Annotated in this window: 27 protein-coding genes; 11 read left to right on the forward strand and 16 right to left on the reverse strand. The window is 61.6% G+C overall.

The window, feature by feature from the left end; translation table 11 throughout:
• The first annotated feature begins 87 nt into the window (after window positions 1–87).
• From iolC to iolB, 5 genes are all read left to right on the forward strand, one after another.
• Window positions 88–2,019, forward strand: coding sequence for a 5-dehydro-2-deoxygluconokinase (gene iolC, locus NYQ88_RS14470; protein ID WP_275651826.1), 1,932 nt, complete (start codon window positions 88–90; stop codon window positions 2,017–2,019).
• A 27-nt stretch (window positions 2,020–2,046) separates the two neighbouring features.
• Complete coding sequence (gene iolD / locus NYQ88_RS14475) at window positions 2,047–3,894, forward strand: 3D-(3,5/4)-trihydroxycyclohexane-1,2-dione acylhydrolase (decyclizing) (protein WP_275651827.1); 1,848 nt, start codon at window positions 2,047–2,049, stop codon at window positions 3,892–3,894.
• Between the two features lie 135 nt (window positions 3,895–4,029).
• On the forward strand, window positions 4,030–4,947 hold the full coding sequence (gene iolE, locus NYQ88_RS14480; RefSeq protein ID WP_275651828.1) for a myo-inosose-2 dehydratase: 918 nt from the start codon (window positions 4,030–4,032) through the stop codon (window positions 4,945–4,947).
• A gap of 59 nt (window positions 4,948–5,006) precedes the next feature.
• Complete coding sequence (locus tag NYQ88_RS14485; protein WP_275651829.1) at window positions 5,007–5,258, forward strand: DUF3329 domain-containing protein; 252 nt, start codon at window positions 5,007–5,009, stop codon at window positions 5,256–5,258.
• The gene (iolB, locus tag NYQ88_RS14490; RefSeq protein ID WP_275651830.1) at window positions 5,203–6,006 is read left to right on the forward strand and encodes a 5-deoxy-glucuronate isomerase; all 804 of its coding nucleotides are present in this window, start codon (window positions 5,203–5,205) and stop codon (window positions 6,004–6,006) included. The genes NYQ88_RS14485 and iolB overlap by 56 nt, the downstream gene beginning before the upstream one ends.
• Window positions 6,007–6,027: 21 nt before the next feature.
• On the opposite strand, the gene NYQ88_RS14495 is transcribed toward iolB, so the two are convergent.
• The 4 genes from NYQ88_RS14495 to NYQ88_RS14510 form a co-directional block, all read right to left on the reverse strand.
• Complete coding sequence (locus tag NYQ88_RS14495; RefSeq protein ID WP_275651831.1) at window positions 6,028–6,249, reverse strand: serine hydroxymethyltransferase; 222 nt, start codon at window positions 6,247–6,249, stop codon at window positions 6,028–6,030.
• Window positions 6,250–6,336: 87 nt separating this feature from the next.
• Window positions 6,337–7,539: a L,D-transpeptidase family protein gene (locus NYQ88_RS14500; protein ID WP_275651832.1), complete on the reverse strand. Its 1,203-nt coding sequence runs from the start codon at window positions 7,537–7,539 to the stop codon at window positions 6,337–6,339.
• Window positions 7,540–7,861: 322 nt separating this feature from the next.
• Window positions 7,862–8,371, reverse strand: a complete 510-nt coding sequence (locus tag NYQ88_RS14505; protein ID WP_275651833.1) for a winged helix DNA-binding protein — start codon at window positions 8,369–8,371, stop codon at window positions 7,862–7,864.
• 359 nt (window positions 8,372–8,730) lie between these two features.
• Window positions 8,731–9,120 (reverse strand): hypothetical protein, encoded by a 390-nt coding sequence (locus NYQ88_RS14510; protein ID WP_275651834.1) that lies wholly within the window; start codon window positions 9,118–9,120, stop codon window positions 8,731–8,733.
• Window positions 9,121–9,218: 98 nt separating this feature from the next.
• On the opposite strand from NYQ88_RS14510, the gene hemB reads away from it, so the two are divergent.
• The 4 genes from hemB (at window position 9,219) to NYQ88_RS14530 (ending at window position 13,203) form a co-directional block, all read left to right on the forward strand.
• On the forward strand, window positions 9,219–10,232 hold the full coding sequence (hemB, locus tag NYQ88_RS14515) for a porphobilinogen synthase (protein WP_275651835.1): 1,014 nt from the start codon (window positions 9,219–9,221) through the stop codon (window positions 10,230–10,232).
• Window positions 10,233–10,377: 145 nt separating this feature from the next.
• Window positions 10,378–11,805: an MFS transporter gene (locus NYQ88_RS14520; protein ID WP_275651836.1), complete on the forward strand. Its 1,428-nt coding sequence runs from the start codon at window positions 10,378–10,380 to the stop codon at window positions 11,803–11,805.
• A 65-nt stretch (window positions 11,806–11,870) separates the two neighbouring features.
• Window positions 11,871–12,383, forward strand: a complete 513-nt coding sequence (locus NYQ88_RS14525; RefSeq protein WP_275651837.1) for an RDD family protein — start codon at window positions 11,871–11,873, stop codon at window positions 12,381–12,383.
• Window positions 12,384–12,444: 61 nt separating this feature from the next.
• Window positions 12,445–13,203, forward strand: a complete 759-nt coding sequence (locus NYQ88_RS14530; RefSeq protein ID WP_275651838.1) for an arginyltransferase — start codon at window positions 12,445–12,447, stop codon at window positions 13,201–13,203.
• On the opposite strand, the gene NYQ88_RS14535 is transcribed toward NYQ88_RS14530, so the two are convergent.
• The 10 genes from NYQ88_RS14535 to rpoZ form a co-directional block, all read right to left on the reverse strand.
• Window positions 13,200–13,508: a Dabb family protein gene (locus NYQ88_RS14535; RefSeq protein ID WP_275651839.1), complete on the reverse strand. Its 309-nt coding sequence runs from the start codon at window positions 13,506–13,508 to the stop codon at window positions 13,200–13,202. The genes NYQ88_RS14530 and NYQ88_RS14535 overlap by 4 nt on opposite strands.
• A 21-nt stretch (window positions 13,509–13,529) precedes the next feature.
• Window positions 13,530–15,830, reverse strand: a complete 2,301-nt coding sequence (parC, locus tag NYQ88_RS14540) for a DNA topoisomerase IV subunit A (protein WP_275651840.1) — start codon at window positions 15,828–15,830, stop codon at window positions 13,530–13,532.
• 114 nt (window positions 15,831–15,944) lie between these two features.
• Window positions 15,945–16,655 carry a DNA repair protein RecO gene (gene recO / locus NYQ88_RS14545; protein ID WP_275651841.1) on the reverse strand — a complete coding sequence of 237 codons (711 nt, stop codon included), beginning with the start codon at window positions 16,653–16,655 and terminating at the stop codon, window positions 15,945–15,947.
• Between the two features lie 36 nt (window positions 16,656–16,691).
• Complete coding sequence (era, locus tag NYQ88_RS14550) at window positions 16,692–17,615, reverse strand: GTPase Era (protein ID WP_275651842.1); 924 nt, start codon at window positions 17,613–17,615, stop codon at window positions 16,692–16,694.
• Window positions 17,612–18,319, reverse strand: a complete 708-nt coding sequence (gene rnc, locus NYQ88_RS14555; protein WP_275651843.1) for a ribonuclease III — start codon at window positions 18,317–18,319, stop codon at window positions 17,612–17,614. Before rnc ends, era begins: the two co-directional genes overlap by 4 nt.
• Complete coding sequence (gene lepB, locus NYQ88_RS14560; protein WP_275651844.1) at window positions 18,316–19,140, reverse strand: signal peptidase I; 825 nt, start codon at window positions 19,138–19,140, stop codon at window positions 18,316–18,318. The genes rnc and lepB overlap by 4 nt, the downstream gene beginning before the upstream one ends.
• Window positions 19,141–19,170: 30 nt before the next feature.
• The gene (gene acpS / locus NYQ88_RS14565; RefSeq protein WP_275651845.1) at window positions 19,171–19,596 is read right to left on the reverse strand and encodes a holo-ACP synthase; all 426 of its coding nucleotides are present in this window, start codon (window positions 19,594–19,596) and stop codon (window positions 19,171–19,173) included.
• Window positions 19,593–20,186 carry an orotate phosphoribosyltransferase gene (gene pyrE / locus NYQ88_RS14570; RefSeq protein ID WP_275651846.1) on the reverse strand — a complete coding sequence of 198 codons (594 nt, stop codon included), beginning with the start codon at window positions 20,184–20,186 and terminating at the stop codon, window positions 19,593–19,595. The genes acpS and pyrE overlap by 4 nt, the downstream gene beginning before the upstream one ends.
• Window positions 20,173–22,458, reverse strand: a complete 2,286-nt coding sequence (locus NYQ88_RS14575) for a bifunctional (p)ppGpp synthetase/guanosine-3',5'-bis(diphosphate) 3'-pyrophosphohydrolase (RefSeq protein WP_275651847.1) — start codon at window positions 22,456–22,458, stop codon at window positions 20,173–20,175. Before NYQ88_RS14575 ends, pyrE begins: the two co-directional genes overlap by 14 nt.
• A 149-nt stretch (window positions 22,459–22,607) precedes the next feature.
• Entirely contained in the window at window positions 22,608–22,976 is a 369-nt protein-coding gene (gene rpoZ / locus NYQ88_RS14580; RefSeq protein WP_275651848.1) for a DNA-directed RNA polymerase subunit omega, read from the reverse strand.
• 233 nt (window positions 22,977–23,209) lie between these two features.
• Here rpoZ and NYQ88_RS14585 point away from each other — a divergent pair, with 233 nt between their 5' ends.
• Window positions 23,210–23,767 carry an NYN domain-containing protein gene (locus tag NYQ88_RS14585; RefSeq protein ID WP_275651849.1) on the forward strand — a complete coding sequence of 186 codons (558 nt, stop codon included), beginning with the start codon at window positions 23,210–23,212 and terminating at the stop codon, window positions 23,765–23,767.
• Between the two features lie 9 nt (window positions 23,768–23,776).
• Here NYQ88_RS14585 and smpB read toward each other — a convergent pair whose 3' ends face one another.
• Both smpB and dapA read right to left on the reverse strand, forming a co-directional pair.
• Complete coding sequence (gene smpB, locus NYQ88_RS14590; protein WP_275651850.1) at window positions 23,777–24,280, reverse strand: SsrA-binding protein SmpB; 504 nt, start codon at window positions 24,278–24,280, stop codon at window positions 23,777–23,779.
• A gap of 5 nt (window positions 24,281–24,285) precedes the next feature.
• Window positions 24,286–25,161: a 4-hydroxy-tetrahydrodipicolinate synthase gene (gene dapA, locus NYQ88_RS14595; RefSeq protein ID WP_275651851.1), complete on the reverse strand. Its 876-nt coding sequence runs from the start codon at window positions 25,159–25,161 to the stop codon at window positions 24,286–24,288.
• A gap of 237 nt (window positions 25,162–25,398) precedes the next feature.
• On the opposite strand from dapA, the gene NYQ88_RS14600 reads away from it, so the two are divergent.
• On the forward strand, window positions 25,399–26,343 hold the full coding sequence (locus NYQ88_RS14600) for an alpha/beta hydrolase (protein ID WP_275651852.1): 945 nt from the start codon (window positions 25,399–25,401) through the stop codon (window positions 26,341–26,343).
• The last annotated feature ends 5 nt before the right edge of the window (window positions 26,344–26,348 follow it).

Consider the following 26,348-nt stretch of genomic DNA (forward strand, 5'->3'; position numbering starts at 1 on the left):
ACATTTGGAATACACGTTCCATATTGACTGACTTTCAGAACCTGTGTTTCATAACAAGCAGAAATACAGGCCCTGAGGAGATCAGCCGTGACCGCCCCCCGGGAGGACCAGACACTCGACGTCATCACCATCGGCCGCGCCTCTGTCGACCTCTATGGCCAGCAGATCGGCACGCGGCTGGAAGACGTTGATTCCTTTGCCAAATCAGTCGGCGGCTGCCCCACCAATATCGCCGTAGGCACCGCCCGGCTGGGCCTGAAATCAGCGCTGATCACCCGCGTCGGCAATGAGCAGATGGGGCGTTTTATCAGCGAACAACTGATCCGCGAAAACGTCGAAACCCGTGGAATCGCTACCGATCCAGAGCGTTTGACCGCCCTCGTCCTGCTCGCCGTCGAGAACGACACATCGTTTCCGCTGATTTTTTATCGCGACAATTGCGCCGACAACGCCCTCGATGAAGGCGACATCGATCCTGAATTCATCAAGTCGTCCAAGGCGGTACTGGTCACCGGGACGCATTTCTCCAAGCCGCATACCGACGCTGCGCAGCGCAAGGCCATGCGTATCGCAAAAGAGAATGGCGCCAAAGTTATCCTTGACATCGATTACCGGCCTAATCTGTGGGGGCTCGCCGGTCACGACGCCGGTGACAGCCGCTACATCGCCTCGGACAAGGTCTCGGCGCATCTGCAGACTGTCCTCGCCGATTGCGATCTGATCGTTGGCACGGAAGAAGAAGTGCTGATTGCGGCCGGAGCATCGGATCTGCACGCGGCTTTGCGAACCATTCGCAAATTCTCCAGCGGTACCATTGTCCTCAAGCGCGGCCCCATGGGCTGCATCGTCTATGACGGGCCCATCCCCGACGACCTCGAGGACGGAATCGTCGGACGCGGCTTTCCCATTGAAGTTTATAATGTTTTAGGCGCAGGCGACGCCTTCATGAGCGGTTTTCTGCGGGGCTGGCTGCGCGGAGAACCGCACGAAACCAGCGCCACCTGGGCCAATGCCTGCGGTGCCTTCGCCGTGTCACGCCTGCTCTGTGCGCCCGAAATCCCGACCTGGGACGAGCTCAGCTATTTCCTCGAAAATGGCAGCAAGGAGAAGGCCTTGCGCAAGGACGAGGCCATCAACCACATCCATTGGGCCACCACCCGGCGCCGCGCCATTCCAAAGCTCATGGCGCTGGCCATCGACCATCGCAGCCAGATCGAGGACATGGCCGGTGGCGACGTCCAGAAGCTGGCAAAGATCCCCGATTTCAAGGTGTTGGCCGTCAAGGCTGCCGCGCAGGTCGCTGCCGGCCGGGACGGTTTTGGCATGCTGCTCGACGACAAATATGGCCGCGACGCGCTCTATGCCGCCTCGGCGCTGAGGGATTTCTGGATCGCCAAGCCGATCGAACTCCCCGGCTCCCGTCCCTTACAGTTTGAATTCACTCAGGATTTGGGCTCCCGCCTCACCGAATGGCCGATCGACCACTGCATCAAGGTTTTGTGTTTTTTCCATCCAGATGACCCCAGCGACCTCAAGCAGACGCAAATCGCAAAACTCCGTTCGGCCTTTGACGCCGCACGGAAAATCGGTCGCGAGCTCCTGGTCGAGATCATCTCCAGCAAGCACGGCCTAGTGACCGATGACACCATGGCGCGAGCTCTTACCGAGATTTATGACGCCGGCATCAAGCCGGACTGGTGGAAGCTCGAGCCGCTGGCCACCACCGGCGCCTGGGAGGCGCTGGACAGGATCATCGATGCCCGCGACCCCTTGTGCAGGGGCATCGTGCTCCTCGGCCTCGACGCGCCGCAGGATCAGCTGGAGGCCGGTTTTGCCACGGCGCAATCCTCGCGCTGGGTCCGTGGCTTTGCCGTCGGGCGGACGATATTCGCCGAGGCTGCAAAGGCTTGGCTGGATGGCGCGATGACGGACGACGCTGCGGTGGAGCAGATGGCCAGTCGGTTCAGCGCCCTGGTGGACATTTGGGAAAGACAGGCCAAAACTGGCGTGGCCGCATAAGCGCCTTTGGGAGTTGAGGATATCGGCATGAGCCAAAACACCGTTCGCCTGACCATGGCCCAGGCCGTCGCGCGCTTCCTGACCGCGCAGAAAACAGTCATTGATGGCGAGACCGTGCCTATTTTCGGCGGCGTCTGGGCCATTTTCGGCCACGGTAATGTTGCCAGCCTCGGCGAGGCCCTGCACGCCGTCAAGGACACGCTGCCGACCTATCGAGGCCAGAACGAGCAGAGCATGGCCCACGCCGCCATCGGCTACGCCAAGGCCAATTTCCGCCGTCGCTTCATGGCGGCCACCAGCTCGATCGGCCCGGGTGCCCTTAACATGGTCACGGCCACCGGGCTCGCCCATGTCAACCGCATCCCTGTGCTCTTTCTTCCCGGCGATGTGTTTGCCAACCGCCTGCCCGACCCGGTGCTGCAGCAGGTGGAAGCCTGGAGCGACGGCACGGCTTCGGCCAATGATGCCTTTCGTCCGGTGAGCCGCTATTTCGACCGCATCACCCGGCCGGAGCAGATCATCCCGGCGCTGCGTCGCGCCATGCAGGTGCTCACCGACCCCGCAGAATGCGGCCCGGTGACACTAAGCCTCTGCCAGGACGTACAGGCGGAAGCTTATGATTATCCAGAAAGTTTCTTCGCCGAGAAAATCTGGACCCAGCGCCGCATCATGCCGGACGCCGAAGAGTTCGCCATGGCGGCTGCCGCGCTAAAACTGTCCAAGAAGCCGGTGATCATCGCCGGCGGCGGGGTCCTCTATTCCGAAGCCTCCGACGCGTTGGCCGCTTTCGCGGAGACACATGGGGTTCCTGTCATGGAGACCCAGGCGGGCAAAAGCGCCCTGCCCCACGGCCACAAGCTCAATCTCGGCTCGGTCGGCGTGACCGGCACTTCGGCCTCCAACGCCATGGCCGAGGAGGCCGATCTCGTCCTCGCGGTCGGCACCCGTCTGCAGGATTTCACAACCGGCTCCTGGGCCCTGTTCAAGAATCCGGACGTCAAGGTGATTGGCCTCAACGTCCAGCCCTTCGACGCCCACAAGCACAACGCCCTGCCGCTCGTATCCGACGCAAGGGTGGGTCTCGCGGCGCTCGATGCAGCGCTGATGGGTTGGCAAACCGATTCCGATTGGACCGACAAGGCACTGGACGAAAAAGACAATTGGTTGCGCGACGCCGACGACGCCCGCGCCGCGAGCAATGCCGAGCTGCCGTCCGACGGTCAGGTCATTGGCGCGGTGCAACGCGGTCGGACCAGGGCAACGCTGGTCTGCGCGTCGGGCGGCTTGCCGGGTGAATTGCACAAGCTCTGGCGCGCTGAGGGCCCGGGCTCCTATCACCTCGACTATGGGTTCTCGACCATGGGCTATGAGATCGCCGGCGGGCTCGGCGTCGCCATGGCGCGGCCCGATGATGACGTCGTCGTCATGGTCGGTGACGGCTCCTATCTGATGATGAACTCGGAAATCGTAAGCGCCGTAATGATGGGCATACGCATGACCATCGTCGTGCTCGACAATGCTGGCTTCGGCTGCATCAACCGCCTGCAGATGGCCACCGGCGGCGCCAACTTCAACAATCTCTTCCGCGACACCTACCACATGGAACTGCCCAACGTGGACTTTGCGGCGCACGCCGCGGCCATGGGCGCAAAGGCGAAAAAGGTCGGCTCATTATCTGAGCTAGAGACCGCCCTGCGTGAAACCGAAGGCGCCGCAGGCGTCCATGTCTTTGTCATCGACACCGATCCCCTGATCACCACCGACGCCGGTGGTCATTGGTGGGATGTCGCAGTTCCTGAGGTCAGCGACCGGCCTAGCGTCAATGCGGCGCGCGCGGCCTATGTCAGAGCCCTGAGGGCCCAGCAAATCGGATAGTGACCCCCCGCCTATCCGTGCCGTCACCATCCGGTTTGTCAGGGTGGTGACGGAAAAATTCCAGATTGCCGACGACGAATTCCGGTCTGTGGCAGAACGACGTTGAGCGCCGAAGCGCGCAGGGAGACGAGCTGAATGAAGGCCAAACTTGGCATGTCGCCAATCGCCTGGTGGAACGACGACCTCGTCGAACTCAGCGACGACGTCTCCCTCGAGGAATGCCTCAGGCAGTCGCGCTCGGCCGGGTTCACCGGCATGGAAAAGGGTCGTCGCTTTCCGGATGACCCCAATGTCATGTTGCCCATCCTCAGGGCGGCCGACGTAACCCTCTGTGGTGGATGGTTCTCGGGCACGCTGGTTGACGAAGAACTTGCAGCCAACAAGGACCGCATCGCGCCGATGATCGAGCTGTTCAAGGCCGTCGATGCACCGTGCATCGTCTATGGCGAGGTTGGCCGCTCGATCCAGGGCAAGCGGCACATCCCGCTGGCGCAGAAGCCGCGCCTGTCCGACGACGAGATGAAGGCCTATGCCCGCAAGGTGACCGAGTTCGGCGAATGGTGCGCAGACAGGGGCATGCCCCTCTCCTACCATCATCATATGGCCGCTGTGGTCGAGACTGAGCCCGAGCTCGACGCCTTCATGGCCGCTTCCGGGGCCGGCATACCGCTGCTGCTCGACGCGGGCCATCTGGCCTTCGCCGGCGGCGACGTGTTGCGCGCCATCGACAAGCACTACGCCCGGATCAACCATGTCCACGTCAAGGACATCCGCCGCGAGGTGGTCGATGGGCTTGATCGCAACCGGCAGAGTTTCCTCGACGCCGTGGCGCTTGGCGCCTTCACCGTTCCCGGCGACGGATCTCTCGATTTTGGCGCCATCGTGCAACGCCTGGCCGATCACGGTTATGAAGGCTGGTTCGTGGTAGAGGCAGAGCAGGATCCGGGCAAGAGCCCGCCGCTCGAGATGGCACGGATCGGCCATGCCGAGCTGATGCGGGTGATGACTGACGCTGGTTACACCGTGGAAACCGAGGGTTTTCCGAAACACTGAGTCTTTTGAATGGGCTGTGCTAAAGCCTTGCCGAACTGAATCAAGCGGGAGGGGTCGGCATGGCGCTCAAGGAAAACGACGTTAACTGGTTTCGGCCACTCTGGCGCCGGGTCGCTGTGGCAGTCTTCCTCACCCTCTGGCTGGGTTGGGAACTGCTCTACACGGGCGATCAATTCTGGGCCGTGCTGGTCGGCCTGGCGCTGGCCTATGTTGCCTGGAATTTCTTCTACAGGTTCCCCAAGGAGGAGACACCAAATGAGCAGATCCCCTCTTCTCGTTCGCCCGACGACGCGGACCGGCAAGATCCATGATGTCACGCCCGCTTCGGCGGGCTGGACCCATGTGGGATTTGCCCTGCACAGGCTGACACCAGGCGAAGTGTTCGGCGGGGCCTCCGAGGATCGCGAACTCTGCCTCGTCATTGTCAGCGGCAAGGGCAAGTTTGCGGTCGATGGCGAGGAGTTCGGCGAACTGGGCGAGCGCATGAGCCCGTTCGAGGGCGCGCCCTGGGCGCTCTATGTGCCCGCGGGTCGCCATTGGGCCGTCGATGCGACAACCGATCTCGAGCTCGCCATCTGCTCGGCTCCGGGCGGCGGCGATTATGCGGCAAAGGTCATTCCGCCGGGGACCCATCCGCGCATCACCCGTGGCAAGGGCGCCAATATACGGCACGTCTACAACATCATGCCCGAGGACGACGCTTCGGCGCATGCCCTGCTCGTCGTGGAAGTGATCACGCCGCAGGGCAATACCTCGTCCTATCCACCGCACAAGCACGACGAGGACAATCTTCCGCACGAGAGTTTTCTCGAAGAGACCTATTATCACCGGATGAACCCGCCGCAGGGCTTTGGCTTCCAGCGGGTCTACACAGACGATCGCAGCCTCGATGAGGCCATGGCAATCGAGGATGGCGATGTGGTTCTGGTCCCGCGTGGGTACCACCCTGTCGCCACTACCGCAGGCTACGACCTCTATTATCTCAACGTCATGGCTGGGCCGAAGCGTGTGTGGAAATTCCACAACGCGGCAGAGCATGAGTGGATGCTGAAGGACTAGAAGGCGCTGACTGCGCGCCGGTCAGGCGTAGCGACCCGAGTTCGGCGACTTGGGGGCGGGTGTTTCGGCTTCCGCCGTATCGAGCTTGCGCCGGAGCTTGGCCATGGCGACGCGTTGCATCTGGAGGCGCGTGGCGTTGAGCGGCGTGATGACGATGACTTCCGTTCCCGTGACCTCGTCGATGGCAGCGACGCGCATCACTTGGCCCATCTGAACGAATTCGAACAGAACACCCGCTGACATCTCACCTCCAAGCGCGGCAAGGATAGCAAGATTCTTGCCTATGCCTATACGGAAACGCCCTCCTGTGAGGAGGGCGCTTTTAAACGATCAGCTGAACGAGACTTTGCCCTGCTCGTCGAACTTGTAGACGTCGTCGCGGAAGCTGACGGTGCCCTGCTTGTTCGCCCAGGCCGTGATGTAGGTGGTGTGGATCGGCACCTTTGCCGTGACCTGCACATCGAGGCGCTGCAGCGCGTCGAATGTCGAGTCGACCCGATTCTGGTCCCAGTCGCCATTGTCGCGCAACAGCCAGTTGACCAGCTGGTTGACGCCTTCCACGCGCACGCAGCCGGAAGAGTGGAAGCGGGCGTTCTCGCCGAACAATTCCTTGCCCGGGGTGTCATGCAGATAGCAATCGTAGGGATTGTAGAAGTTAATCTTGCAGTGGCCCATCGAGTTGGCGGCGCCGGGCTCCTGGCGATACATGTAGTTCACCTGAGCGTCGGTGATGTTCGCCCAGTTGATGGTCTGGGGATCAACCTTGTTGCCGCTGCCGTCGTAGATGAAAATATTCTGCTCTGCGAGGTAGTTCGGGTTTTCCTGCATGTACTTGGTCAGGTCCTGGCGGACCAGCGACTTGGGCACGTGCCAGTAAGGGTTGAAATTGATCTGGTGGATGTTGGACGCCATGATCGGCGTCGCCCGATCGACGCGGCCGACAACGGCCGTATGGCGCTGCTCGACCATGCCATCGTTCACCGCTTCGATTGTGGCGGCCGGGATGTTGACCACGATATAGCGCGGGTTGAGCTTGGCGGCCATGTTCTGGACGCGGGTGTAATTGAGATAAAGCTGCTGCAGGCGGGTCCCTGCGGGAACGGAGAGCGCATACCAGGTCGCCTCATCCACTTGGCCGGTGACGCGAAGACCGTGGCGGGCCTGGAAAGCACGGACGCCACGATCGGTCGCTGCGTCGAAAACTTCGCTGACATTGTCGACCAGCGGCATATCGCCAGACGAAATCAGGCGGCGCTTGAGCTGCACGACATGGCGGGTCGACTTGCCGAGGTTGAGGCCATAGGCCTCCTGCGGCGTCTCTTCCCAGCCGCCAGCGGCGACAAAAGGTTCATACTGGGAAATGGCCAGCTGGAGATTATAGGCCGTATCAAAGCTGAGGATCGGTTCATTGGTCGAAATCAGCGCCTCTGCGGCAGCCGTGTTTCCACCCTGATCCGCATCACGCAGGACGCGGTTTCTTGCGAACATGTCCCATACGGACTCGCCTTCCTGCGCCCTGACGATGGCCGGCATGGCAACGCCAGCCCCTGCAACAGCGAGAGTACGGAGAAGAGAACGTCGATTTAGCCGCATTGAATCACCCAGCAGAACGCCCATCATCAGATGGCGCGGTTAGCATTGCCGCACCGGCCACACAACGTCTGTCAACGCCTTGTGAACCATCAGCACACCCATCCATAAACGGGAAATGGTTTCAAACCACGTAACGGTGCTGCACTCAATTTGAGGCACAAATGAGAAAACGCCGGCCAGAAGGCCAGCGTTCACGCGCAGGTGTGGCGCGGAGGCAACACGCGCCCCCACCCGCCCGAAATGCTCTTCGGTGACCCGGAGATCAGAGCTTGTAGAGGATCTGATCGACCCAGAAGCGCTCGAGACGCGCCAGCGACTTGTTGAGGTTGTCGAATTCTTCGTCGCCCAGGCCGCCGACCTTATCGATCGACTTGAGGTGACGGTCGTAGAGCTCGTCGATCACTTCCGCCACTTCTTCACCCTTGGGCGTCAGGCGGATACGGACCGAGCGACGGTCGGTGCGCGAGCGCTCCTGGAAGATGTAGCCGGTTTCGACCAGCTTCTTGAGATTGTACGAGACATTCGAGCCGAGGTAGTAACCGCGCGAGCGCAGCTCGCCAGCCGTCAGTTCGCTGTCGCCGATGTTGAACATCAGCAGCGCCTGGACGGGGTTGATATCGTCCCAGCCCATACGGTCGAACTCGTCCTTGATCAGGTCGAGGAGACGGCGATGAAGACGCTCAACGCGGGAGACGGCTTCGAGGTAAAGGGGCTTCAGACCTTCGCTGCGTTCTGGAACGATGTTCTCTGCGGTGTTCGACTTGATTGCCATTTGTGCCTCACTGTTTTTTCTGCGTGCGATTTTTCGCATCTCATGAGGCCAAACTACGGCCCACGGACTAAGATCACCCTAAGCGGCACGCTTAAAACTATCTTACTGGAAACCAATGGGAATTTGGCTTTATGGATCGTTACACCGGTTGATAAAATTGTAACCTTACGAGGGTGTGAAGGGCGGCACCCCTATACTTCCGAGCATTGCGCGCTGGGGATCGGCCCGTGGATAAGTCTGTAAGGTCACGGCGACCGGCGGGCGCGACAGCGCCCTGCAGCCGGACGAAAGCGGTTAAACCAGAGCACGCCATTTTAGGAGAATGCAGGCCTCCGCATTCGGGGCCCGGCGAGGTCTTCTCAGTCAGCGGCCTGGGCGCGGCTGATCCGGATACTGAGACCAAAGATCAGAAGAATGGCGACGAGAAGGACGACGCGGACGGAAAAGCCGACAGCGCTCATATGAATATCCGGGCTGCCTGCAACATAAAGAGCGAGCTCGGTTGCTGTGGCTCCAATTAGGAGCACGGCTCCCCAGCTCGCCTTGATCCACAAGCCCACGCCAGCAAAGAGGCGCGCGAGGGAAAAGACAGCGAGGAAGACAAAGGCAGACTCGCCCATGACGGCCAGAGGGCTGGTCGAGCCCAGATTGACCCCGAGCAGACGGCCCGCATCGTTCAGCCCCAGAAAGAGGCTGAGGATCGCGACGATCCGGATATAGAGACCGAGTTGGGGCGCCTTGAACAACATGGACGTCTTGATAGCGATTGCCGGCCCCTGCGACAAGCGGTGGCTTGGACCGCCGTCGCGGCACTGATAGGAAGACCACAGAAACGGAGCGCCTGAGAATGAGCACTGATTGGCCAAAGCATGACATGTCCTTCCTCGCCGGCAGCCGACTGCGCCGGACACGGCAGGCCGGCTGGAGCCGCGACATGGTCCGCGAAACCCAATTGCTGCCGCGGGACCTGATCTGGCCGCTGTTCGTCATCGAGGGCAGCAATGAGCGGACCGCGATCAAGACCATGCCAGGCGTCGAGCGCCTCTCCATCGATCTCATGGTTGAAGCCGCCAAGGCCGCTCGCGACGCGGGCATCCCTGCCCTCGCCATTTTCCCGAACACCCCCGACCATCTGCGCGCTGAAGACGGCGCCGAGGCCTATAACCCAGACAATCTGATGTGCCGCGTTCTCAGCGCCATCAAGAGTGCTGTTCCCGATATCGGCCTCATCGCCGACGTGGCGCTCGATGAATATTCCAGCGACGGCCAGGATGGCCTCGTCCGCGACGGCGAAATCCTCAACGACGAGACCGTCGCCGCAATGGTGAAGTCCGCGCTCGTCCAGGCGCGCGCCGGCGCCGATATCATCGCCCCGTCCGACATGATGGACGGCCGCGTTGCCGGGATCCGCGAGGCCCTGGATGGCGAAGGTTTTGAGCATGTGCAGATCATGGCCTATTCGGCCAAATATGCATCCTGCTTTTACGGCCCGTTCCGCGAGGCCGTCGGCTCTGGAAGCCGCCTCAAGGGTGACAAGCGCACCTATCAGATGGACTACGCCAATACCGACGAAGCCCTGCGCGAGATCGAGCAGGATATCGCCGAGGGTGCCGACAGCGTCATGATCAAGCCCGGCCTGCCCTATCTCGACATCATCCGTCGGGCCAAAGACGCCTTCAACATCCCGATCTATGCCTACCAGGTGAGCGGCGAGTACGCGATGATCGAGATGGCCGGCGCGGCTGGAGCAATCAATCGTGATGCGGCAGTGCTCGAAAGCCTCTGGTCCTTCAAGCGCGCAGGTGCGAATGGCATCCTTACATATTACGCACTTGAAATGGCCCGCAAGTTGAGCCACTGACCAACCTGGTTTATCGCCAAGCAACGGATTACAGGCCTCCGCCTTTTTACGGAGGCCTTTTCCTTTCGCTGCGTGGACAAGACCGACATTGCTTCCACAGACAGTGAAATACCAAGACGCAATCTGAAAACTACCGGAGTTCCCAATGTCGGCTGATGTCGAAGGGCGCTGGGCCGAGATTTTTGGCCCAAAATATCTCGCTGCGACCATCATCCTCTGCCTTGGGGTCGCGCTCCTGGCGTTCAACGCCTTCCTGTCCTCCACGGCTTTGCCGACTGCGGTCAAGGAACTCGACGGCGCCGAGGTGATCTCCTGGTCGACGACCCTTTATCTGGTCTTTGCCATTGTCGGCGGTGCCGGCGCGGTGCTGGTCAAACAGCGACTCGGTGCACGCTGGGCTCTGCTCGCCATGGCCGGCGTGTTCCTCCTCGGAACACTGGTTGCGGCGGGCGCCGGCACCATGACTCAGGTTCTGGTCGGCCGGGCCATCCAGGGTCTTGGCGAAGGCGTCGTCGCGGCACTCTGTTTCTCGCTGATCCCCGAGCTTTTTCCCAACCGGCTGGTGCCGAAGATTTTTGGCATGCAGGCCGTTATCTGGGCTATCGCGGCCTTTGGCGGCCCGGCCGGCGCTGGTGCGCTGACCGAGTTCGTCTCGTGGCGCGCCGCCTTCCTCGTCAACGTGCCAGTGGTCGCCATTTTCTGCCTCATGGTGGCGCTGGTGGTGCCCAACAAGCGCGGCGGCGATGTCCAGGCAGGCTTTCCGGGCATCCGGCTTATGGCCATCGGTGGCGGCATCCTTCTACTCGCCATCGCCTCCCTCCTGCCCGGCCCTGAGGCGCTTGCCCTTGTGGCGGCGGCGGCCCTGGCGCTGTTCGTCGCCATCTGGATGGATCGACGCAGCAAGAGCCCGCTGACTCCTACCGGGGCCTTCTGGTCGGACTCCCCACTGGGCCCCGGCTTCTGGGTCGTGCTGCTGATGCCGGTGGCGGGCGCCTTTACGGCGGTCTATCTCGTTATGCTGTTGCAGCAATTGTGGGGCTATGGGCCGACCGCAGCCGGGGCCGTCGGCGCTGTCATGTCCGTTGCCTGGAGCCTCTCGTCGGTTACCGTTGCCAATGTGCGCAAGCGCTCGACGCGCCACCTGCTGATCCAGCTTGGGCCGGCGTGCCTCTGCATCGGCCTGCTCGGCGTGCTGTCCGGCTTCCTCCTCAACCTGCCGCCGCTGCTCATCCTCTCGCAGCTGGTGATCGGCGCCGGCTTTGGTATGTCGAGCGGCTATGTCCTGTTGACGCTGATCGAGGCCACGGGGGACGCCGAGCGCGACCGGACCTCGGCGCTGATCCCGACCACGCAGTCGGCCGGCAATGCCATCGGCGCGGCAATTGCCGGGCTGGCCGCCAATAGTGCGGGCTATGCCGTGGCGACCAGCACGGACGAAATCCTCGCCACGACAGTCCCGATCTTCGTGACGGCGGCGGTCATCGCGGCCTTGGCCGGGGTCACGTCCGTGGCCATGGTGCGTCGCGCGACCAGTGAGGGCGTCGGCGGGGCTGAACTGATCCAGGCAACCTAGCCGCGGACGCAATTTCTCGGCGCCAAGCTCTTGCACTGGGGCGCGGCTATGACAATCTTCTGGCCATGACCCAAGACACCGCCTCGCGCCCCCAGCTGCCCGATCCTGCAACGGCTCCCGAACTTTTCGAGGGCCTGCTGACCCGACGCACCATCTCCGGGATCATCGACATCATCCTGATCTCATTGATCGTGGCTGTCGTGTCGATCGTCGGCGGCATCATGGGCTTTTTCACCTTTGGCCTCGCCTGGGTCTCGCTCCTCGTCGTCATTCCCGCCTCGATCGTGATCTACTATGCGATCACGCTCGGATCGGCAAAGCGGGCGACTGTGGGCATGCAGATGATGGACCTTGTCCTCACCCCGACCCGTGGCGTGCCACTCGATGGCTGGATGGCGGTCATCCACGCCCTCGTCTTCTGGCTGACTTTCTGGATTTCCTGGCCGGTCTCGCTCGTGTTCGCCCTCTTCACACCGCGCCGCCAGATGATCCACGACCTCATCGTGGGCACGCTCATGGTGCGGCGCTCGCCGATGATGCGTCATTGGCAGCGGATGCGGCAAACTGGGGCTTTCTGAGCCGTTGCAGCGGAGCGGGTGCGAGAGTACAATTAGGGCTGTCGCAGCTTTTGGGTCCTAGATGACCAACCAGTCCCCGGAATCCACCCAGCTCTTTCTGACCGCCGCAATGCCGTGCCCCTACCTGCCTGACCGGCAGGAGCGGAAGCTCTTTACGCATCTGACGGGCAGGCGCGCCTCGGCGCTGCATCACCTGCTGAGTGACAATGGGTTTCGCCGCAGCCAGAACCTGATTTATCGCCCGGCCTGCGAGGGCTGCAATGCGTGCCAATCCGTACGCATTATGGCTGAGGAGTTCGCGCCCTCAGGTCGCTTCCGCCGCGTCCTGCGCAACAATGTCGATCTCGGCATCACCGTGCGCCAACCCCAGGCGACCGCCGAACAGTTCGACCTCTTCAAGACCTATCTCGACGCCCGCCATGCCGACGGCGGGATGACGCAGATGAGCTATGATGACTATGAGTACATGGTCGAGGACACGCCGGTTCAGTCCGTCGTTGTCGAATATCGCCTGCTCAGCGAACCCGGCGAACCGCTGGTGGCCGTGGCGCTGACCGACGTCATGCCCGACGGTCTATCGATGGTCTATTCATTCTTCGACCCAGCCCAGGCGCACCGCAGCCTCGGTACATTCCTCATCCTCGACCACATCGCCCAGGTGAGGTCCGCCGGCCTCGATTATGTCTATCTCGGCTATTGGGTGAAGAACTCGCCAAAGATGGCCTACAAGGCCCTTTATCAGCCGCTGGAAGTCCAGCGCGGGCATGAGGGCTGGGTGCGCCAGTCCCTCACCGATGCCGAGCCGTCCCCGACGGTTTAGACGGCCATATCGAAAACGATGAGACCGTCTCGGCCGCCCTCGAGCGCTGCCACGAGACGCCCGCCCGCCGCCTTGTGCGCGGGATGGACGAGATAGGCGTCGCGCGCCGCTTCATCCGTAAAATCCATGGTGAAGCCATCCATATAGCCCCGGTGCAGGCCCTCGGGCGAAACGTTGGAACCATAGGCCATACCTAGGAATCCCGGCACGACTTCGCGCAGCGATTCAAGCTCGGTGTAGATCGCCGCGCGTTCTTCAAGTGATACATCGGCACGGAAGCGAACAAACACGCAGTGGCGGATCATTTGATGAGTCCCTTGAATCGGTTAGCCGACAAACTTGTTGTTGCGCGGGAAGCCCGTTGGGGGCTGACGGCCAGCTGCAGCGCGGTCGCCAAGCCAATCGACCAGTTCCTCGGTGGGCTTTGAATAGGTCCTTCCCGAACTGTCCATCCAGGTCAGCCCATCGGCCGCATAGAAGGTCTTGATGTCGGAAATCCCGCCGTCCTTGTAGCGCTGGAGGCGCACGCCCTTGCCGCGGGTCATGGATGCGAGCTGGGTCATCGGGAACACCAGCAGCTTGCGGTTCTGTCCGATCACCGCGACCCGGTCGCCGTCGCAGGGGACGATCAGCTTGGCTTCCTCGGGCGCGGAGACGTTGAGCACCTGCTTGCCCTTGCGGGTATTGGCGATGAGATCGTCCTCGTTGACGACGAAGCCATATCCGGCCGAGGACGCGATCACACGCTTTGTGCCCGGCTTGTGGACGAAGAGCGCGACAATCTCGTGGCCTTCCTCGATGTCGACCATGATGCGGACGGGCTCGCCCTGCCCGCGACCACCCGGGAGCTTGTCTGCACCAATGGTGTAGACCCTGCCGTCCGTCGTCATCATCAGGAGCTTGTCGGTGGTCTCGCAGTTAAACGAGAGCCTCAGCTTGTCGCCGCTCTTGAATGCCTTCTCATCGATCGTGGCATTGTGGCCCTTGGGCGCGCGGATCCAGCCCTTCTCGGAGAGAATGACGGTGATCGGCTCGCGCTCGATAAAGGCTTCGGTGATCTCGGCAGCGTCGGCAGTGGGCACGGCACCAATCGAGGTGCGGCGCGCGCCGAGAGGATGCGGCGTCGTGCCGTCCTTTTCAAACAGCGGGTAGGACTTCTTGAGCGTCTCGACCTGCTTGGCGACCTCGCCCCAAAGGCGCTTGTCCGAAGACAGGAGATGCTCGAGCTTGCCCTTTTCCTCGGAGAGGTTCTTGTGCTCCTGGCGAAGCTCCATCTCCTCGAGCTTGCGCAAAGAGCGCAGGCGCATGTTGAGGATGGCTTCGGCCTGATTGTCCGTCAGATTGAAGGCGGCCATCAGGCTGGCCTTGGCATCATCCTCTTCACGGATGATGCGGATCACCTCGTCGAGGTTGAGGTAGGCGATGATATAGCCTTCGAGCACCTCAAGCCGTGCAGCGATCTGCGCCAATCGATATTCCGAACGGCGGACCAGCACTTCCTTGCGGTGATCGAGCCAGGCGCGCAGCGCGTCGGCAATGCTCATCACCCTTGGCACCGTGCCGCGGTCGAGCACGTTGAGGTTCAAGCCGAAACGAAGCTCGAGCTCAGTCAGCTTGAACAGCTGCTCCATCAGGATGACGGCGTCCACCGTGCCGGCGCGCGGCTCGAGGATGAGGCGGATATCGTCCGCGCTCTCGTCGCGCACGTCTTTGAGCAGCGGCAGTTTCTTGGCCAGAAGCAGTTCGGCGATCTTTTCCACGAGGCGCGATTTCTGCACGCCATAGGGGATCTGGGTCACGACGATCTGGTAAACGCCGCGACCCTTTTCTTCCTTCTCCCAGACCGCGCGGGTGCGGAAAGCGCCGCGCCCGGTTTCATAGGAGTGGACGATGGACGCGCGCGTTTCGACCAGCTGTCCGCCCGTCGGGAAATCCGGACCACGGATCAGATCGTCCATGGATGGCGGCGCCGACAGATCCTGATGGATCAGGTCGTCGACCGTGGCCGCAGGATTATGAATGAGCTTCAGCGACGCATTACAGAGTTCGACGATATTGTGTGGTGGCACCGAGGTCGCCATGCCCACGGCGATGCCGGTCGAGCCATTGGCCAACAAGTTCGGGAAATTGGACGGCAGGACCACCGGCTCATCGTCTTCACCGTCATAGGTCGGCTTGAAGTCGATGGCGTTCTCGGTGATGCCCTCGAGCAGGCGCGTTGCCACCTCGGTCATGCGGCTTTCGGTATATCGCATGGCCGCGGCGCTATCGCCGTCGATGTTACCAAAGTTCCCCTGCCCGTCCACCAGCGGATAGCGCAGGGAGAATTCCTGCGCCAGGCGCACGAGCGCATCGTAGATCGACTGGTCGCCATGAGGATGGAACTTACCGATCACGTCACCGACGATGCGGGCGCTCTTCTTGTAGCCCTGATTGGGATCAAGCTTGAGCAGGCGCATGGCGTGCAGAATGCGGCGATGCACCGGCTTGAGGCCGTCTCGCGCGTCGGGCAGCGCGCGCTGGGTAATGGTCGAGAGCGCATAGCTCAGGTACCGCTCCTCAAGCGCCTGCTTGAGATCGACGATACGCTGATCGTCGGCCGGCGGACTGGTATCGGTATCGGACATGGTGGCTCGAAATGAGAACGAATCAGGAGCAGAGTATAGCGAGCTAGAGGCGCGGAAGCCTATTTCCCCAAGGTTTTCCCGCAGAAACAGCCGATTTTTTCGCGACGTCCGCCGTCATTCGGCTTTCGCCATCAGCCGGTTGAGCAGCATGTCGCGTACTGCCGGAACATCGACGCGCCGCGGGCCCCAGACGTGGCGCTCGAGAAAGAAACCCGAGAGGCGAAACGCGTCTTCGATATCGCCTGGGGACGCATTGCCGCGGGCGACCAGAAAGCTCGGCAGTTTCAAGAGCTTGTCGCGATAGGGCTCGGCTGCCGCGCGCGACACCGCCCTGCCGGACCGGGGGGAAACATGGGTAAGATCGGTGGTGACGCCGGTCGCCGCGCAGCTTTCGAGATCAAGCCCGAAGCCGAGTTCGTCGAGAACGGCCAGTTCGAACCTGGCGAGAGCCACCCCGTCGGGCGCGTGGTCAATCAGGCTCAACGCCATGCCCAGTAGCCGGTCGTGCGGGTCCCGTTCGGGCAAAAGCCTCAGATGCTCGCAGACGAGCTGGCTGAGATAGAGCCGCGTCGGGTCGGCGATGAGTTCGGCAGCGCGGGCCTGCAGCAGTTCGATGCTGAACTGGCCGAGCTGATCCTCGGTGCGCGCCCGCCAGGTCAGCTGAACTGTGTTCCCGGCCTGCAGCGTCGCCGCGAGGCGTGGCGACCGCCCGCCCCGCACGAGGCCGAGATAGCGTCCGCGTCCGGCAACCATGGCCTCGGCAATGACGCTGGTTTCGCCATGGCGCCTGACGCCTATCAGCAGGGCTTCACCGGTCCATTCCATTGCGATTGACGCCCCGAACAATGCCGGGGCGCGACCTCATTTCTTGTCGTGGGGGAATTCCAGCCCCATTTCCTGGTAGCGCTCCGGATCGTCAGCCCATTTTTCGCGGACCTTGACGAAGAGGAAGAGATGGATCGGCACTTCGTACATCTCCATCAGCTCCTTGCGCGCCTCAGCGCCAATGGCCTTGATGGTCTGCCCGCCAGCGCCGAGCACGATCTTCTTGTGGCTGTCGCGCGAGACATAGACGACCTGGTCGATCTTGTAGGACCCGTCCTTCTGGATCTTGAAACTCTCGGTCTCGACCGTGGAGTTGTAGGGGATCTCGTCGTGGACACGCAGGAACAGCTTTTCGCGCGTGATCTCGGCGGCGGTGATCGCCATGGTCAGATCGGTCAGGTGATCTTCGGGGAAGTGCCACGGGCCCGGGGGAATGTGCCCAACGCACCAGTTGATGAAATCCTTCACGCCATTGCCCTTGAGGGCGGACAGCATGAAAGTCGCCTCGAAGCGCGTGCGCTCATTGAGCGTCTGCGAAAGGGACAACAGGCTCTCGGGCTTCACGGTATCGATCTTGTTGAGGATCAACACCTTGGGTTGGCGGATGTTCTCCAGTCCTTCGAGCAGCTGCTCGATATCGGGCGCGATACCGCGACCAACATCGATGATGAAGGCGACGATATCGGCGTCCCCTGCCCCGCCCCAGGCATTGTCCACCATGGCGCGTTCGAGCCGACGCTTGGGCGCAAAAATGCCCGGCGTATCGACGAAGACGAGCTGGGCCGTATCGAGCGTCAGCACGCCGCGAACCTGGCTGCGCGTAGTCTGGGCCTTATGCGTGACGATCGACACTTTCGTGCCGACCAGAGCATTGAGCAGGGTCGATTTGCCGGCGTTCGGCGCACCCACAAGCGCAATGAAGCCGCAGGATGTGTTCGTTAGTTCGACGGGGTCGGTCATTTCTGTTCCTTCCAGACTTTCTGCTGGACCAGGAATTCCTGGGCTGCCTTGTGCTCGGCAATCTTCTTGGAGGGGCCGGTCGCAGCGACCCGCTCATATCCGGCGAGATCGATGGCGATGGTGAATTCGGGGGCGTGGTCGGGCCCGGTGCGCTCCACCAGGGCGTAGGTCGGCGGCTCGAGGCCCTTGGCCTGGGCCCACTCCTGCAGAGTGGTCTTGGCGTCGGCGCGATGGGTCTGGCCGTCGGCGATGAATTCCTCGAAATGGCGCTGGACGAATTCATAGGCCTTGCCCATGCCGCCATCGAGATAGATGGCGCCGATGATGGCCTCGGTCACGTCGCCCAGAATGGCTTCCTTCTCAGCGCCGCCAGTGCGGGCTTCGCTGTCGCCCAGGATCATCTCCGGACCGAGATCAAGCTGGCGCGCGATCACGGCGCAGGTTTCCTTGCGCACCAGCGAATTGAGCGTGCGGCTCAGCTCGCCCTCATTGGCCTTGGGAAATTTGCGATAGAGCATGTCGGCCACAACGAGGCCGAGCACCCTGTCGCCTAGGAACTCAAGACGCTGGTAGGAATTTTCCACCCGCTTGCTGGGCGAAATGGCACTGGAATGACTCAGCGCGCGCTCGAGCAGATCCGGATCGGCAAAGCGATAGCCGAGCCGGAACTGGAGCTTTTCATGTCCATTGCTGCGGCGACTCACGGCGTCGCCGTCGTGTCATACGGCTGGTCGGTGTCGACGTACTGGAACATGCGATCCCAGCGGACGTTGGCCGGCCACTGCCAGATCTGCCAGGGCGGCAGATTGTCCTTGATCGAGAAGAAGCGCGCCTCTGCCTTGGCGATCAGGTTGATCGCCGGCACATAGCCGACCTGGCTCAGCACGCGGCTGTCCGCCGAGCGGTCGCGATTGTCGCCCATCATGAAGTAATGGCCGGCTGGCACCACATATTCAGGTGTGTTGTCGAGCGGCAGGTTGTCGCCGACTTCCTGGATGATGTGGCTTGTGCCTTCGGGGAAGGTCTCGCGATAGACGGTCACTTCGCGCGCGTCGCCATTGCTGTCGACGTCCTGCTTCTTGCCGATTTCCTCGCGTTCGACCATCGTGCCATTGATGAGCAGGCGACCATTGGTCACCTGGATGCGGTCACCCGGCAGACCGACGATACGCTTGATATATTCGATGTCCTGCGGGACCGGACGGAACACGGCGATGTCGCCGCGATTGGGGTCGCGACCCATGATGCGGTTGGAGATTGGCAGTTCGAAGTCGAGCGCCGAGAAATTGCCGTAGCGTCCCAGCGAGAACGAGTGCTTGCCATAGCCCCAGACGAATTTATTGGCGACGAAGTAATCGCCGATCATGAGGGTCTGCTGCATCGAAGCGGTCGGAATGGAGAAAGGCTGGAACAGGAAAAAGCGCAGGACGATGGCAATCAGCAGCGCTTCCACCACGACCACAAAGGTATCCCACCACTCGTTGGTGGCGGGTTTCTTGGCGGTCTTGTCGGCAGATTGGGTCATCTTCGTCCCCGGAACGGCAATGCGGAAGCGTTAGAGCGTTGCCGCGGCGGGGTCAACGGTTCTGGGTAGCGCTTCGATGATGACGAAGGCCTGGGCGAGCCCGGCATCGTCGGTGATGGTCAGATGGATATGGGGCTCGTGGCCGGGCGGCACAAGCCGCTCCAGCGCCCGCAGCGCGCCATTGGTCAATTGCATCGTGGGCTTGCCGGACGGCAGGTTCACCACGCCCATATCACGCCAGTAGACGCCATAGCTGAGGCCAGTGCCGAGCGCCTTGGAACAGGCTTCCTTGGCAGCAAACCGTTTGGCGTAGGAGGCGGCGCGCTGGGCGCGGCGATCAGACTTGCGGCGCTCGATCTCGGTAAAACACCGGTTGGTGAAGCGCTCGCCATGCTTGTCGAGCACTTCGCCTACACGATGAATCTGGATGAGATCGGAACCTAGCCCAATGATCATTTGACGCCCTGGATACCGCGACTGCCAGGCTTCACCGCCGGCAATGCCGCCAGTTCGGACGGCAATTGGTCTGCGGGATAGGCCGGTACCTTATACTGGATAAGGCTGACGAGGGGAACGCCCACGTCGGCTTCGCCTCCCGAGCGGTCGATCAGGCAGGCGGCTGCGACCACATTGGCGCCGATCTTGCGCAGGGCGTCGACGCATTCGCGGATCGAGAGGCCCGTCGAGACGATGTCTTCGACGACGATCACCTTGTCGCCAGGCTCGATCTCAAAGCCACGGCGCAGCTCGAACTGGCCATCGACGCGTTCGGTGTAGAGCGCCGGAACGCGCAGGTGACGGGAAGTTTCATAGCCCGGGATAATGCCGCCGATGGCCGGGGACACCACCTTGGTCACATCACCAAAGCCTTCGCCGTGGATCTTTTCGGCCAGCGCCTTGCACAGGGTTTCGGTGTGCTCAGCGTACTGGAAGACCTTGGCCTTCTGCAGGAACACGGGAGACCGCAGTCCCGAGGACAGAATGAAGTGCCCCTCCAGCATGGCTCCGCACTGGCGGAAAATATCGAGGACTTCATCTTTCGTCATCACGCGCACTCCTGTCGACTTTGCCGTCCCACTCAAGGGTCGAGATCATGCCTGCTTCGCGGGCACCAGCCCTCTGGACGGCGGAGAGGCCCGGGCTGCGCTTGAGCGTTGCCAGAACATCGGTGAGTTGCGCAAGGTCGCGCACCTCGATTTCAAAGATCATCTGGTGGAAGTCGGGCGAAATCATCCGCATCACCAGGTTATTGATATTGGCGTCACACGCCGCGATGGCCGACGAAATCTGCGCCAGCGAGCCGGGCTTGTTCAGCGATTCCATCGAAATCACATTGGCGAAGAGCCGGTCCTCCTCCCCTGCCAGATCCCAGCGCACGTCTACCCAGGCCACATCCTTGTCGTGCATCTGGGCGAGCACTTCGGAGTGGATCGGATAGACAACGATCGGCGCATCGGGCTGCAGGATGCCGACCAGACGATCGCCGGGAACCACGCCCTCACCCGTAATACTGACCGGCGTGTGGAAATCGAGCTGGGCCAGCGCCGCCTTGGCAGCCGGGCCACCATGCTGGCCGCCGGGCACGCGGAACTTGAACAATTCGGTGGCGCGCAGGGCAAACCAGCCGTCCGCCGTATCAGCCACCGGCAGATCGAGCTTGCGGCGACGCTTGCGGATGCCCTTCACCTTGGCGAGCGCATTGCCGAGGTCTTCGCTGCCAACCTTGCCCTCACCCAGCGCAACGAGCATGTCGCGGCGATTTGGCAGGCTCAATTCTTCGGCGAGCGTCTTGGCCTCGGCATCATCGAGCATGACGCCTTCGCGCTCGAGCATCATGTTGAGCACATGTTCGCCCAGAGCATGGGCGCGCTGCACCGCGGCCTGACGCACTGCACGGCGAATGGCTGCGCGCGCCTTGCCCGTCGCGGCAATGCCGATCCAGTTGGACGGCGGACGATGGTTCTGATCGCGGAGGATCTCGACCTCATCGCCGGAGCGCAATTGCGTCACCAGCGGCAGGATGAGGCCGTTGATCTTGGCGCCGACGCAGGTGTCACCAATGTCGGTATGCAGGGCATAGGCAAAGTCGATCGGCGTCGCGCCACGCGGCAAGGCGATAAGGCGCCCACGCGGCGTGAAGCAGAAGACCTGGTCCTGGAACAGCTCGAGCTTGGTGTATTCGAGGAAATCCTCGGCCGAGATGCCCGAGATCAGGTGGCTGATGGTCTGGCGCAGCGAGCCATAGGCCTGTGATTCATTTTCGATACGCGTCAGATTGGCCGAGGCGCCATCCTTGTAAAGCGCGTGGGCCGCGATGCCGAACTCGGCAATCTGGTCCATCTCCTCGGTCCGGATCTGCAGCTCGACGCGCTGCCGGCTGGGCCCGACGATCGTGGTGTGGATCGAGCGATAGTCATTGTGCTTGGGGACCGAGATATAGTCCTTGAACCGACCGGGCACGACCTTCCAGGTGGTGTGGATCAGCCCCACGGTGCGATAGCACTGCTCCAGCGACTCCACGATGACCCGAAAGCCGATCATGTCGGACAATTGCTCGAGCGCGATGGACTTGCGCTCGATCTTGGAGAAGATCGAATAGGGCGACTTCACCCGCGCCTTGACCCGCGCCTTGATCCCCTCGGCGCCGAGGCGCTCGGTCAGCTCGCGCGTAATGGTCTCGATGGTCTCGCGGTTTTCGACCTGCAATTGCTCGAGCCGCTCGACAATAGCGGCGTACTGCTCGGGGTGAAGAATCTTAAACGACAGATCCTCAAGCTCATTGCGCATGTCCTGCATACCCATGCGGCCCGCCAGCGGGGCATAGATATCCATGGTTTCCTGGGCGATACGCACCTGCTTGTCGGCGCGCATGAACTGCAGCGTCCGCATATTGTGCAGCCGGTCAGCCAGCTTGACGAGGAGAACGCGCACGTCCTGGCTCACGGCCAGCAGCAGCTTGCGCAGGTTTTCCGCCTGCGCTTCCTCGCGACTGACCAGGTTCAGCCGGTCGATCTTGGTCAGCCCATCCACGATGGTGGCGATCTCGGGCCCAAACAGTTGGTCGATCTCGGCCCGGGTCGCGTCAGTGTCTTCAATCGTGTCGTGCAGCAGCCCCACGGCCACGGAAGCGTCATCAAGCTTAAGCTCGGTCAGGATCGCCGCGACTTCGAGGGGATGATTGAAATAGGGGTCGCCCGAGGCGCGCTTCTGCGATCCATGCTTTTGCATGGCGTAGACATAGGCCTTGTTCAACAACTGTTCGTCGGCGTTCGGGTTGTAAGCCTGAACACGCTCAACGAGTTCATACTGACGCATCATGGAGGTGGCTGCTCTCGCTCTGATCCCATACTTAGCGTCTCGAATGAAAATGGGAAGGGTCGCACCCCAAGAGATTGTACATCCAACACAAAAACACCCCCGGAATGACCCGGGGGTGTTTTGCAATAACAGCTTCGGAAAAAATCCGATTAGTCGTCGCGACGCTCTGGCGGAGCCAGGCTTTCGATACCGCGAAGCAGTTCTTCTTCGCTGATCGTGTCGAAATTGATCGAGTCGTCGTCGCCGGAGCCTTCGAGCATGGGAGCAGCGTGGCTCTCTGGCTCGTCGACCTCGACATATTTCTGCATCGAGTGGATCAGGTCCTCGTGCAAATCTTCAGGTGAAATGGTGCCATCGCCGATTTCGCGAAGGGCAACGACAGGGTTCTTGTCGTTGTCACGCGGAACAGTGATCTGGGCGCCGGAGGAAATCATGCGCGCGCGATGAGCGGCCATGAGCACGAGGTCGAAACGATTCTCGACCTTCTCAATGCAGTCTTCAACGGTGACGCGTGCCACGAACGTCTCCAATAATTTACGGAACGAAGGTTGGCCATACACCATGCAGCGGGCAATGACAAGTTTGCACGCTGCCCGTATCCCCCGCCCTGCCTTGCGAGCCATTTCGAAATATGCGAAGAGCGGCGCAAGAATAAAGTCCGGACACGAACTTACTCGACCGCACCACGCCCCCTTGCAAATCCAGCGGCAACAATACAGAATAAAAGCTGTTCATTGGAGCGTTTGACAGTATGGGAATTGATCCTCGGGAGAAAATTGCGCTTTTTATTGATGGGGCCAATCTATACGCCACATCGAAGGCGATTGGGATCGATATAGACTATCGAAAACTTCTCAGCGAGTTCGGCGCTCGCGCCTATCTGCTGCGCGCGAATTATTATACCGCCCTGGTGGAGGACCAGGAGTATTCTTCCATCCGCCCCCTGATCGACTGGCTGGACTATAACGGCTACACCGTGGTCACCAAGCCCGCCAAGGAGTTCACCGACGCCCTTGGCAGGCGCAAGGTGAAGGGCAATATGGACATCGAGCTCACCGTGGATGCGCTCGAACAGTCGGCCTTTTACGACCACCTGATTCTGTTTTCCGGGGATGGTGACTTCACCGCCCTGGTTGCCGCCCTGCAGCGCAGAGGCAAGCGCGTCACCGTGGTTTCAACCCTGACCACGCCGACGCCGATGATTTCGGACGATCTGCGCCGTCAGGCGGACTTCTTCCTCGATGTTGCCGATTTGGCCAAGACCGTGGGCCGGCCCCAGGTCACCCGCCCGGTCAATCCGGACGCATAGCGCGGAAGACTATCCGCGCCCACCCTCTTTCATGATGCGCGCCTTATCCCGGTTCCAGTCGCGATCGCGACTGGTGGCACGCTTGTCGTAATTCTTCTTGCCCTTACCCACACCGATCAGCAGCTTGGCTTTTCCGTGGTCATTGAAGAACAGTTTGAGCGGCACGATCGTATTGCCGGCGCGCGCGACTTCGGCATCGAGCTGGGCCAGCTGCTTCTTGCTCACCAGAAGCTTGCGCGGCCGCCGCTCCATATGATTGAAGCGGTTGGCCTGCAGATATTCCGGAATATGGGAATTGATCAGCCAGAGCTCGCCCTTTTCAGGGGAGGCATAGGCCTCCGTGATCTGAGCCTTGCCCAGACGCAGCGATTTGACTTCCGTACCCGTCAGAACGACGCCGGCCTCGATCGTATCGCCGATTTCATAATCGAAACGCGCACGACGGTTTTCAGCCACGAGACCGTGGCTGATGAGACCGCTCTTGGATTTGTTCTTGTCGTTCTTCTGAGCCATGAGCCTTAGATAAGTCCGGCGTGACGCATTGCAAAGTCCATCGCCTCTTCGCCGGCGGACGTCACAGGAACGATCGGCAGGCGCACTTCGTTCGCGCAGAACCCCAACTTGTTTGCACCATATTTTGCAGGCGCCGGGCTCGGCTCGACAAAGACGGCCTTATGAAGGTGAACGAGCTTGTCCTGGATGGCCAGCGCCCCTCGGAAATCGCCGGCAAGCGAGAGCTCCTGGAGCTGCGAGCACAGCTTGGGCGCCACATTGGCGGTCACCGAGATGCAGCCATTGCCGCCATGGGCGTTGAAACCAAGCGCAGTGATGTCTTCGCCCGAGAGCAGGATGAAGTCATTGCCAAGCTTGGCGCGCTGCAGGCTGGCGCGGCCGAGGTCAGCCGTCGCATCCTTGACGCCGATGATATTGGAATGGGCTTCGTGCAGACGCGCGATTGTGTCGACCGTCAGGTCCGCCACCGTGCGACCGGGAACCGAATAGAGGATGACCGGAATGCCGACAGCGCGCGCCACAGCCGAAAAATGCTGGAAGAGGCCTTCCTGGCTCGGCTTGTTATAATAGGGCACGACCGACAGCACCGCGTCGGCGCCGGACTTTTCAGCATGCTGGGCAAGGGAAATGGCTTCGGCCGTCGCATTGGACCCTGCGCCCGCCAGAACCGGCACCCGGCCATTGGCGACTTCCACGCAGATGTCGACGACGCGATTGTGCTCCTCGTGGCTGACCGTGGGGCTTTCCCCGGTGGTGCCGACAGGCACCAGGCCGTGGGACCCCTGTTCGATTTGCCATTCGACAAAGCGGGCAAAGGCTTTCTCATCAACGGCCCCATCGCGCATGGGTGTGATGAGAGCCGGAATTGAGCCACGCAGCATTTGTCGGTATTCCCTGGTTGGTGCCGGGCATTCGCCGGCAATCGTCTGGTGAGTATCACTTATCCGGACTGTGCCGGAGAGAGGCGCACCATACTTTCAACTTTTGCCCATCACAAGGCGGATGGCGACAAACTCCACCCACTTGCCCTCACTTGTGCATCGCGGCGCAAAGGGCTTGAACGCGCGCGCCCGCTGGGGCCACATGTCCCCGCCTGTCCAGCGTGATTGGAGACCAGTTTGCGCAACCGCCGCAGCGTGCCAGCGGATCATCCGCCCTTTGCCGAACTTCCGGTCTCGATGATCGAGACGCGGGACACGCGGGTGCGCATGGCCGTGCATATCGCCGGTTCGCTTTCCGACCCACGTCCACCCTTGGTGTGCCTTGCGGGCCTCAACCGCAATATGAGCGACTACGCCAACTTCCTGGCCTTTTTCCGAAGAGCAGAAATGGGAAACTGGCCAGTCCTCCTGATTGACCTGCCCGGACGCGGCCGGGCCGACGACCGCATGGCCGCCACTGACTACAGCTCCATCGCCGATGCGCGAGATGTCGCCGATTGCCTTGCCGCCCTCGGCATTCCACGTGCCGTGATCCTTGGTCAGGGCCACGGCGGCCATGTTGCCATGGCTCTGACTGCCGCACATCCTTTGCTGATCGCCGGCACCATCCTTCTCGACGCCGGGCCGGTGGTCGATTCGCGCGGCATCGTCCGTCTCCGCAACAATCTCGCCCATGTCGAAGGACTGCGGGGCGCAAAGCTCGTCACCGCCGGCTTCCGCCGCATGATGGCCGGCGACTATCCCGGCCTCAGCGACGAGGCGCTGGACCGCCTCGCTCTCCGCAGCCATTTCTCTGACAAGCGTGGGCGCGCGCAGCCCCTCTACGACCGTTGTCTCCTCGCGCCGCTTGCCGCGATCAATTTCGATGATGTGCTGACGCCGCAGTGGCCGCTATTTGACGCCCTGTCCGTCGCGCCCCTCATGATCCTCAGAACCCAACTGACGGATCAATTGCGCCGGGAAACATTTGAGGAAATGGTCCGCCGCCGGCCGGACGCGATTGCCTACACAATCGCCGGACAGGGATCCCCTGCCCTTTTCGACCAGCCGGAAGAAATCGCCGCCATCTCGCGTTTCGTCTCAGAGGTCGGAACCGGCAAACGCAAGACGGCGGCAGCCTAGAGGCC

This window comes from Devosia sp. SD17-2 (assembly GCF_029201565.1).
Classification (GTDB): domain Bacteria; phylum Pseudomonadota; class Alphaproteobacteria; order Rhizobiales; family Devosiaceae; genus Devosia.

Coding starts and splice junctions, on each gene's coding strand:
- iolD (WP_275651827.1), top strand. CDS start 2,047: ATGAGCCAAAACACCGTTCGCCTGACCATGGCCCAGGCCGTCGCGCGC.
- iolE (WP_275651828.1), top strand. CDS start 4,030: ATGAAGGCCAAACTTGGCATGTCGCCAATCGCCTGGTGGAACGACGAC.
- NYQ88_RS14485 (WP_275651829.1), top strand. CDS start 5,007: ATGGCGCTCAAGGAAAACGACGTTAACTGGTTTCGGCCACTCTGGCGC.
- iolB (WP_275651830.1), top strand. CDS start 5,203: ATGAGCAGATCCCCTCTTCTCGTTCGCCCGACGACGCGGACCGGCAAG.
- NYQ88_RS14495 (WP_275651831.1), bottom strand. CDS start 6,249: ATGTCAGCGGGTGTTCTGTTCGAATTCGTTCAGATGGGCCAAGTGATG.
- NYQ88_RS14500 (WP_275651832.1), bottom strand. CDS start 7,539: ATGCCGGCCATCGTCAGGGCGCAGGAAGGCGAGTCCGTATGGGACATG.
- NYQ88_RS14505 (WP_275651833.1), bottom strand. CDS start 8,371: ATGGCAATCAAGTCGAACACCGCAGAGAACATCGTTCCAGAACGCAGC.
- NYQ88_RS14510 (WP_275651834.1), bottom strand. CDS start 9,120: ATGTTGTTCAAGGCGCCCCAACTCGGTCTCTATATCCGGATCGTCGCG.
- hemB (WP_275651835.1), top strand. CDS start 9,219: ATGAGCACTGATTGGCCAAAGCATGACATGTCCTTCCTCGCCGGCAGC.
- NYQ88_RS14520 (WP_275651836.1), top strand. CDS start 10,378: ATGTCGGCTGATGTCGAAGGGCGCTGGGCCGAGATTTTTGGCCCAAAA.
- NYQ88_RS14525 (WP_275651837.1), top strand. CDS start 11,871: ATGACCCAAGACACCGCCTCGCGCCCCCAGCTGCCCGATCCTGCAACG.
- NYQ88_RS14530 (WP_275651838.1), top strand. CDS start 12,445: ATGACCAACCAGTCCCCGGAATCCACCCAGCTCTTTCTGACCGCCGCA.
- NYQ88_RS14535 (WP_275651839.1), bottom strand. CDS start 13,508: ATGATCCGCCACTGCGTGTTTGTTCGCTTCCGTGCCGATGTATCACTT.
- parC (WP_275651840.1), bottom strand. CDS start 15,830: ATGTCCGATACCGATACCAGTCCGCCGGCCGACGATCAGCGTATCGTC.
- recO (WP_275651841.1), bottom strand. CDS start 16,655: ATGGAATGGACCGGTGAAGCCCTGCTGATAGGCGTCAGGCGCCATGGC.
- era (WP_275651842.1), bottom strand. CDS start 17,615: ATGACCGACCCCGTCGAACTAACGAACACATCCTGCGGCTTCATTGCG.
- lepB (WP_275651844.1), bottom strand. CDS start 19,140: ATGACCCAATCTGCCGACAAGACCGCCAAGAAACCCGCCACCAACGAG.
- acpS (WP_275651845.1), bottom strand. CDS start 19,596: ATGATCATTGGGCTAGGTTCCGATCTCATCCAGATTCATCGTGTAGGC.
- pyrE (WP_275651846.1), bottom strand. CDS start 20,186: ATGACGAAAGATGAAGTCCTCGATATTTTCCGCCAGTGCGGAGCCATG.
- NYQ88_RS14575 (WP_275651847.1), bottom strand. CDS start 22,458: ATGATGCGTCAGTATGAACTCGTTGAGCGTGTTCAGGCTTACAACCCG.
- NYQ88_RS14585 (WP_275651849.1), top strand. CDS start 23,210: ATGGGAATTGATCCTCGGGAGAAAATTGCGCTTTTTATTGATGGGGCC.
- smpB (WP_275651850.1), bottom strand. CDS start 24,280: ATGGCTCAGAAGAACGACAAGAACAAATCCAAGAGCGGTCTCATCAGC.
- dapA (WP_275651851.1), bottom strand. CDS start 25,161: ATGCTGCGTGGCTCAATTCCGGCTCTCATCACACCCATGCGCGATGGG.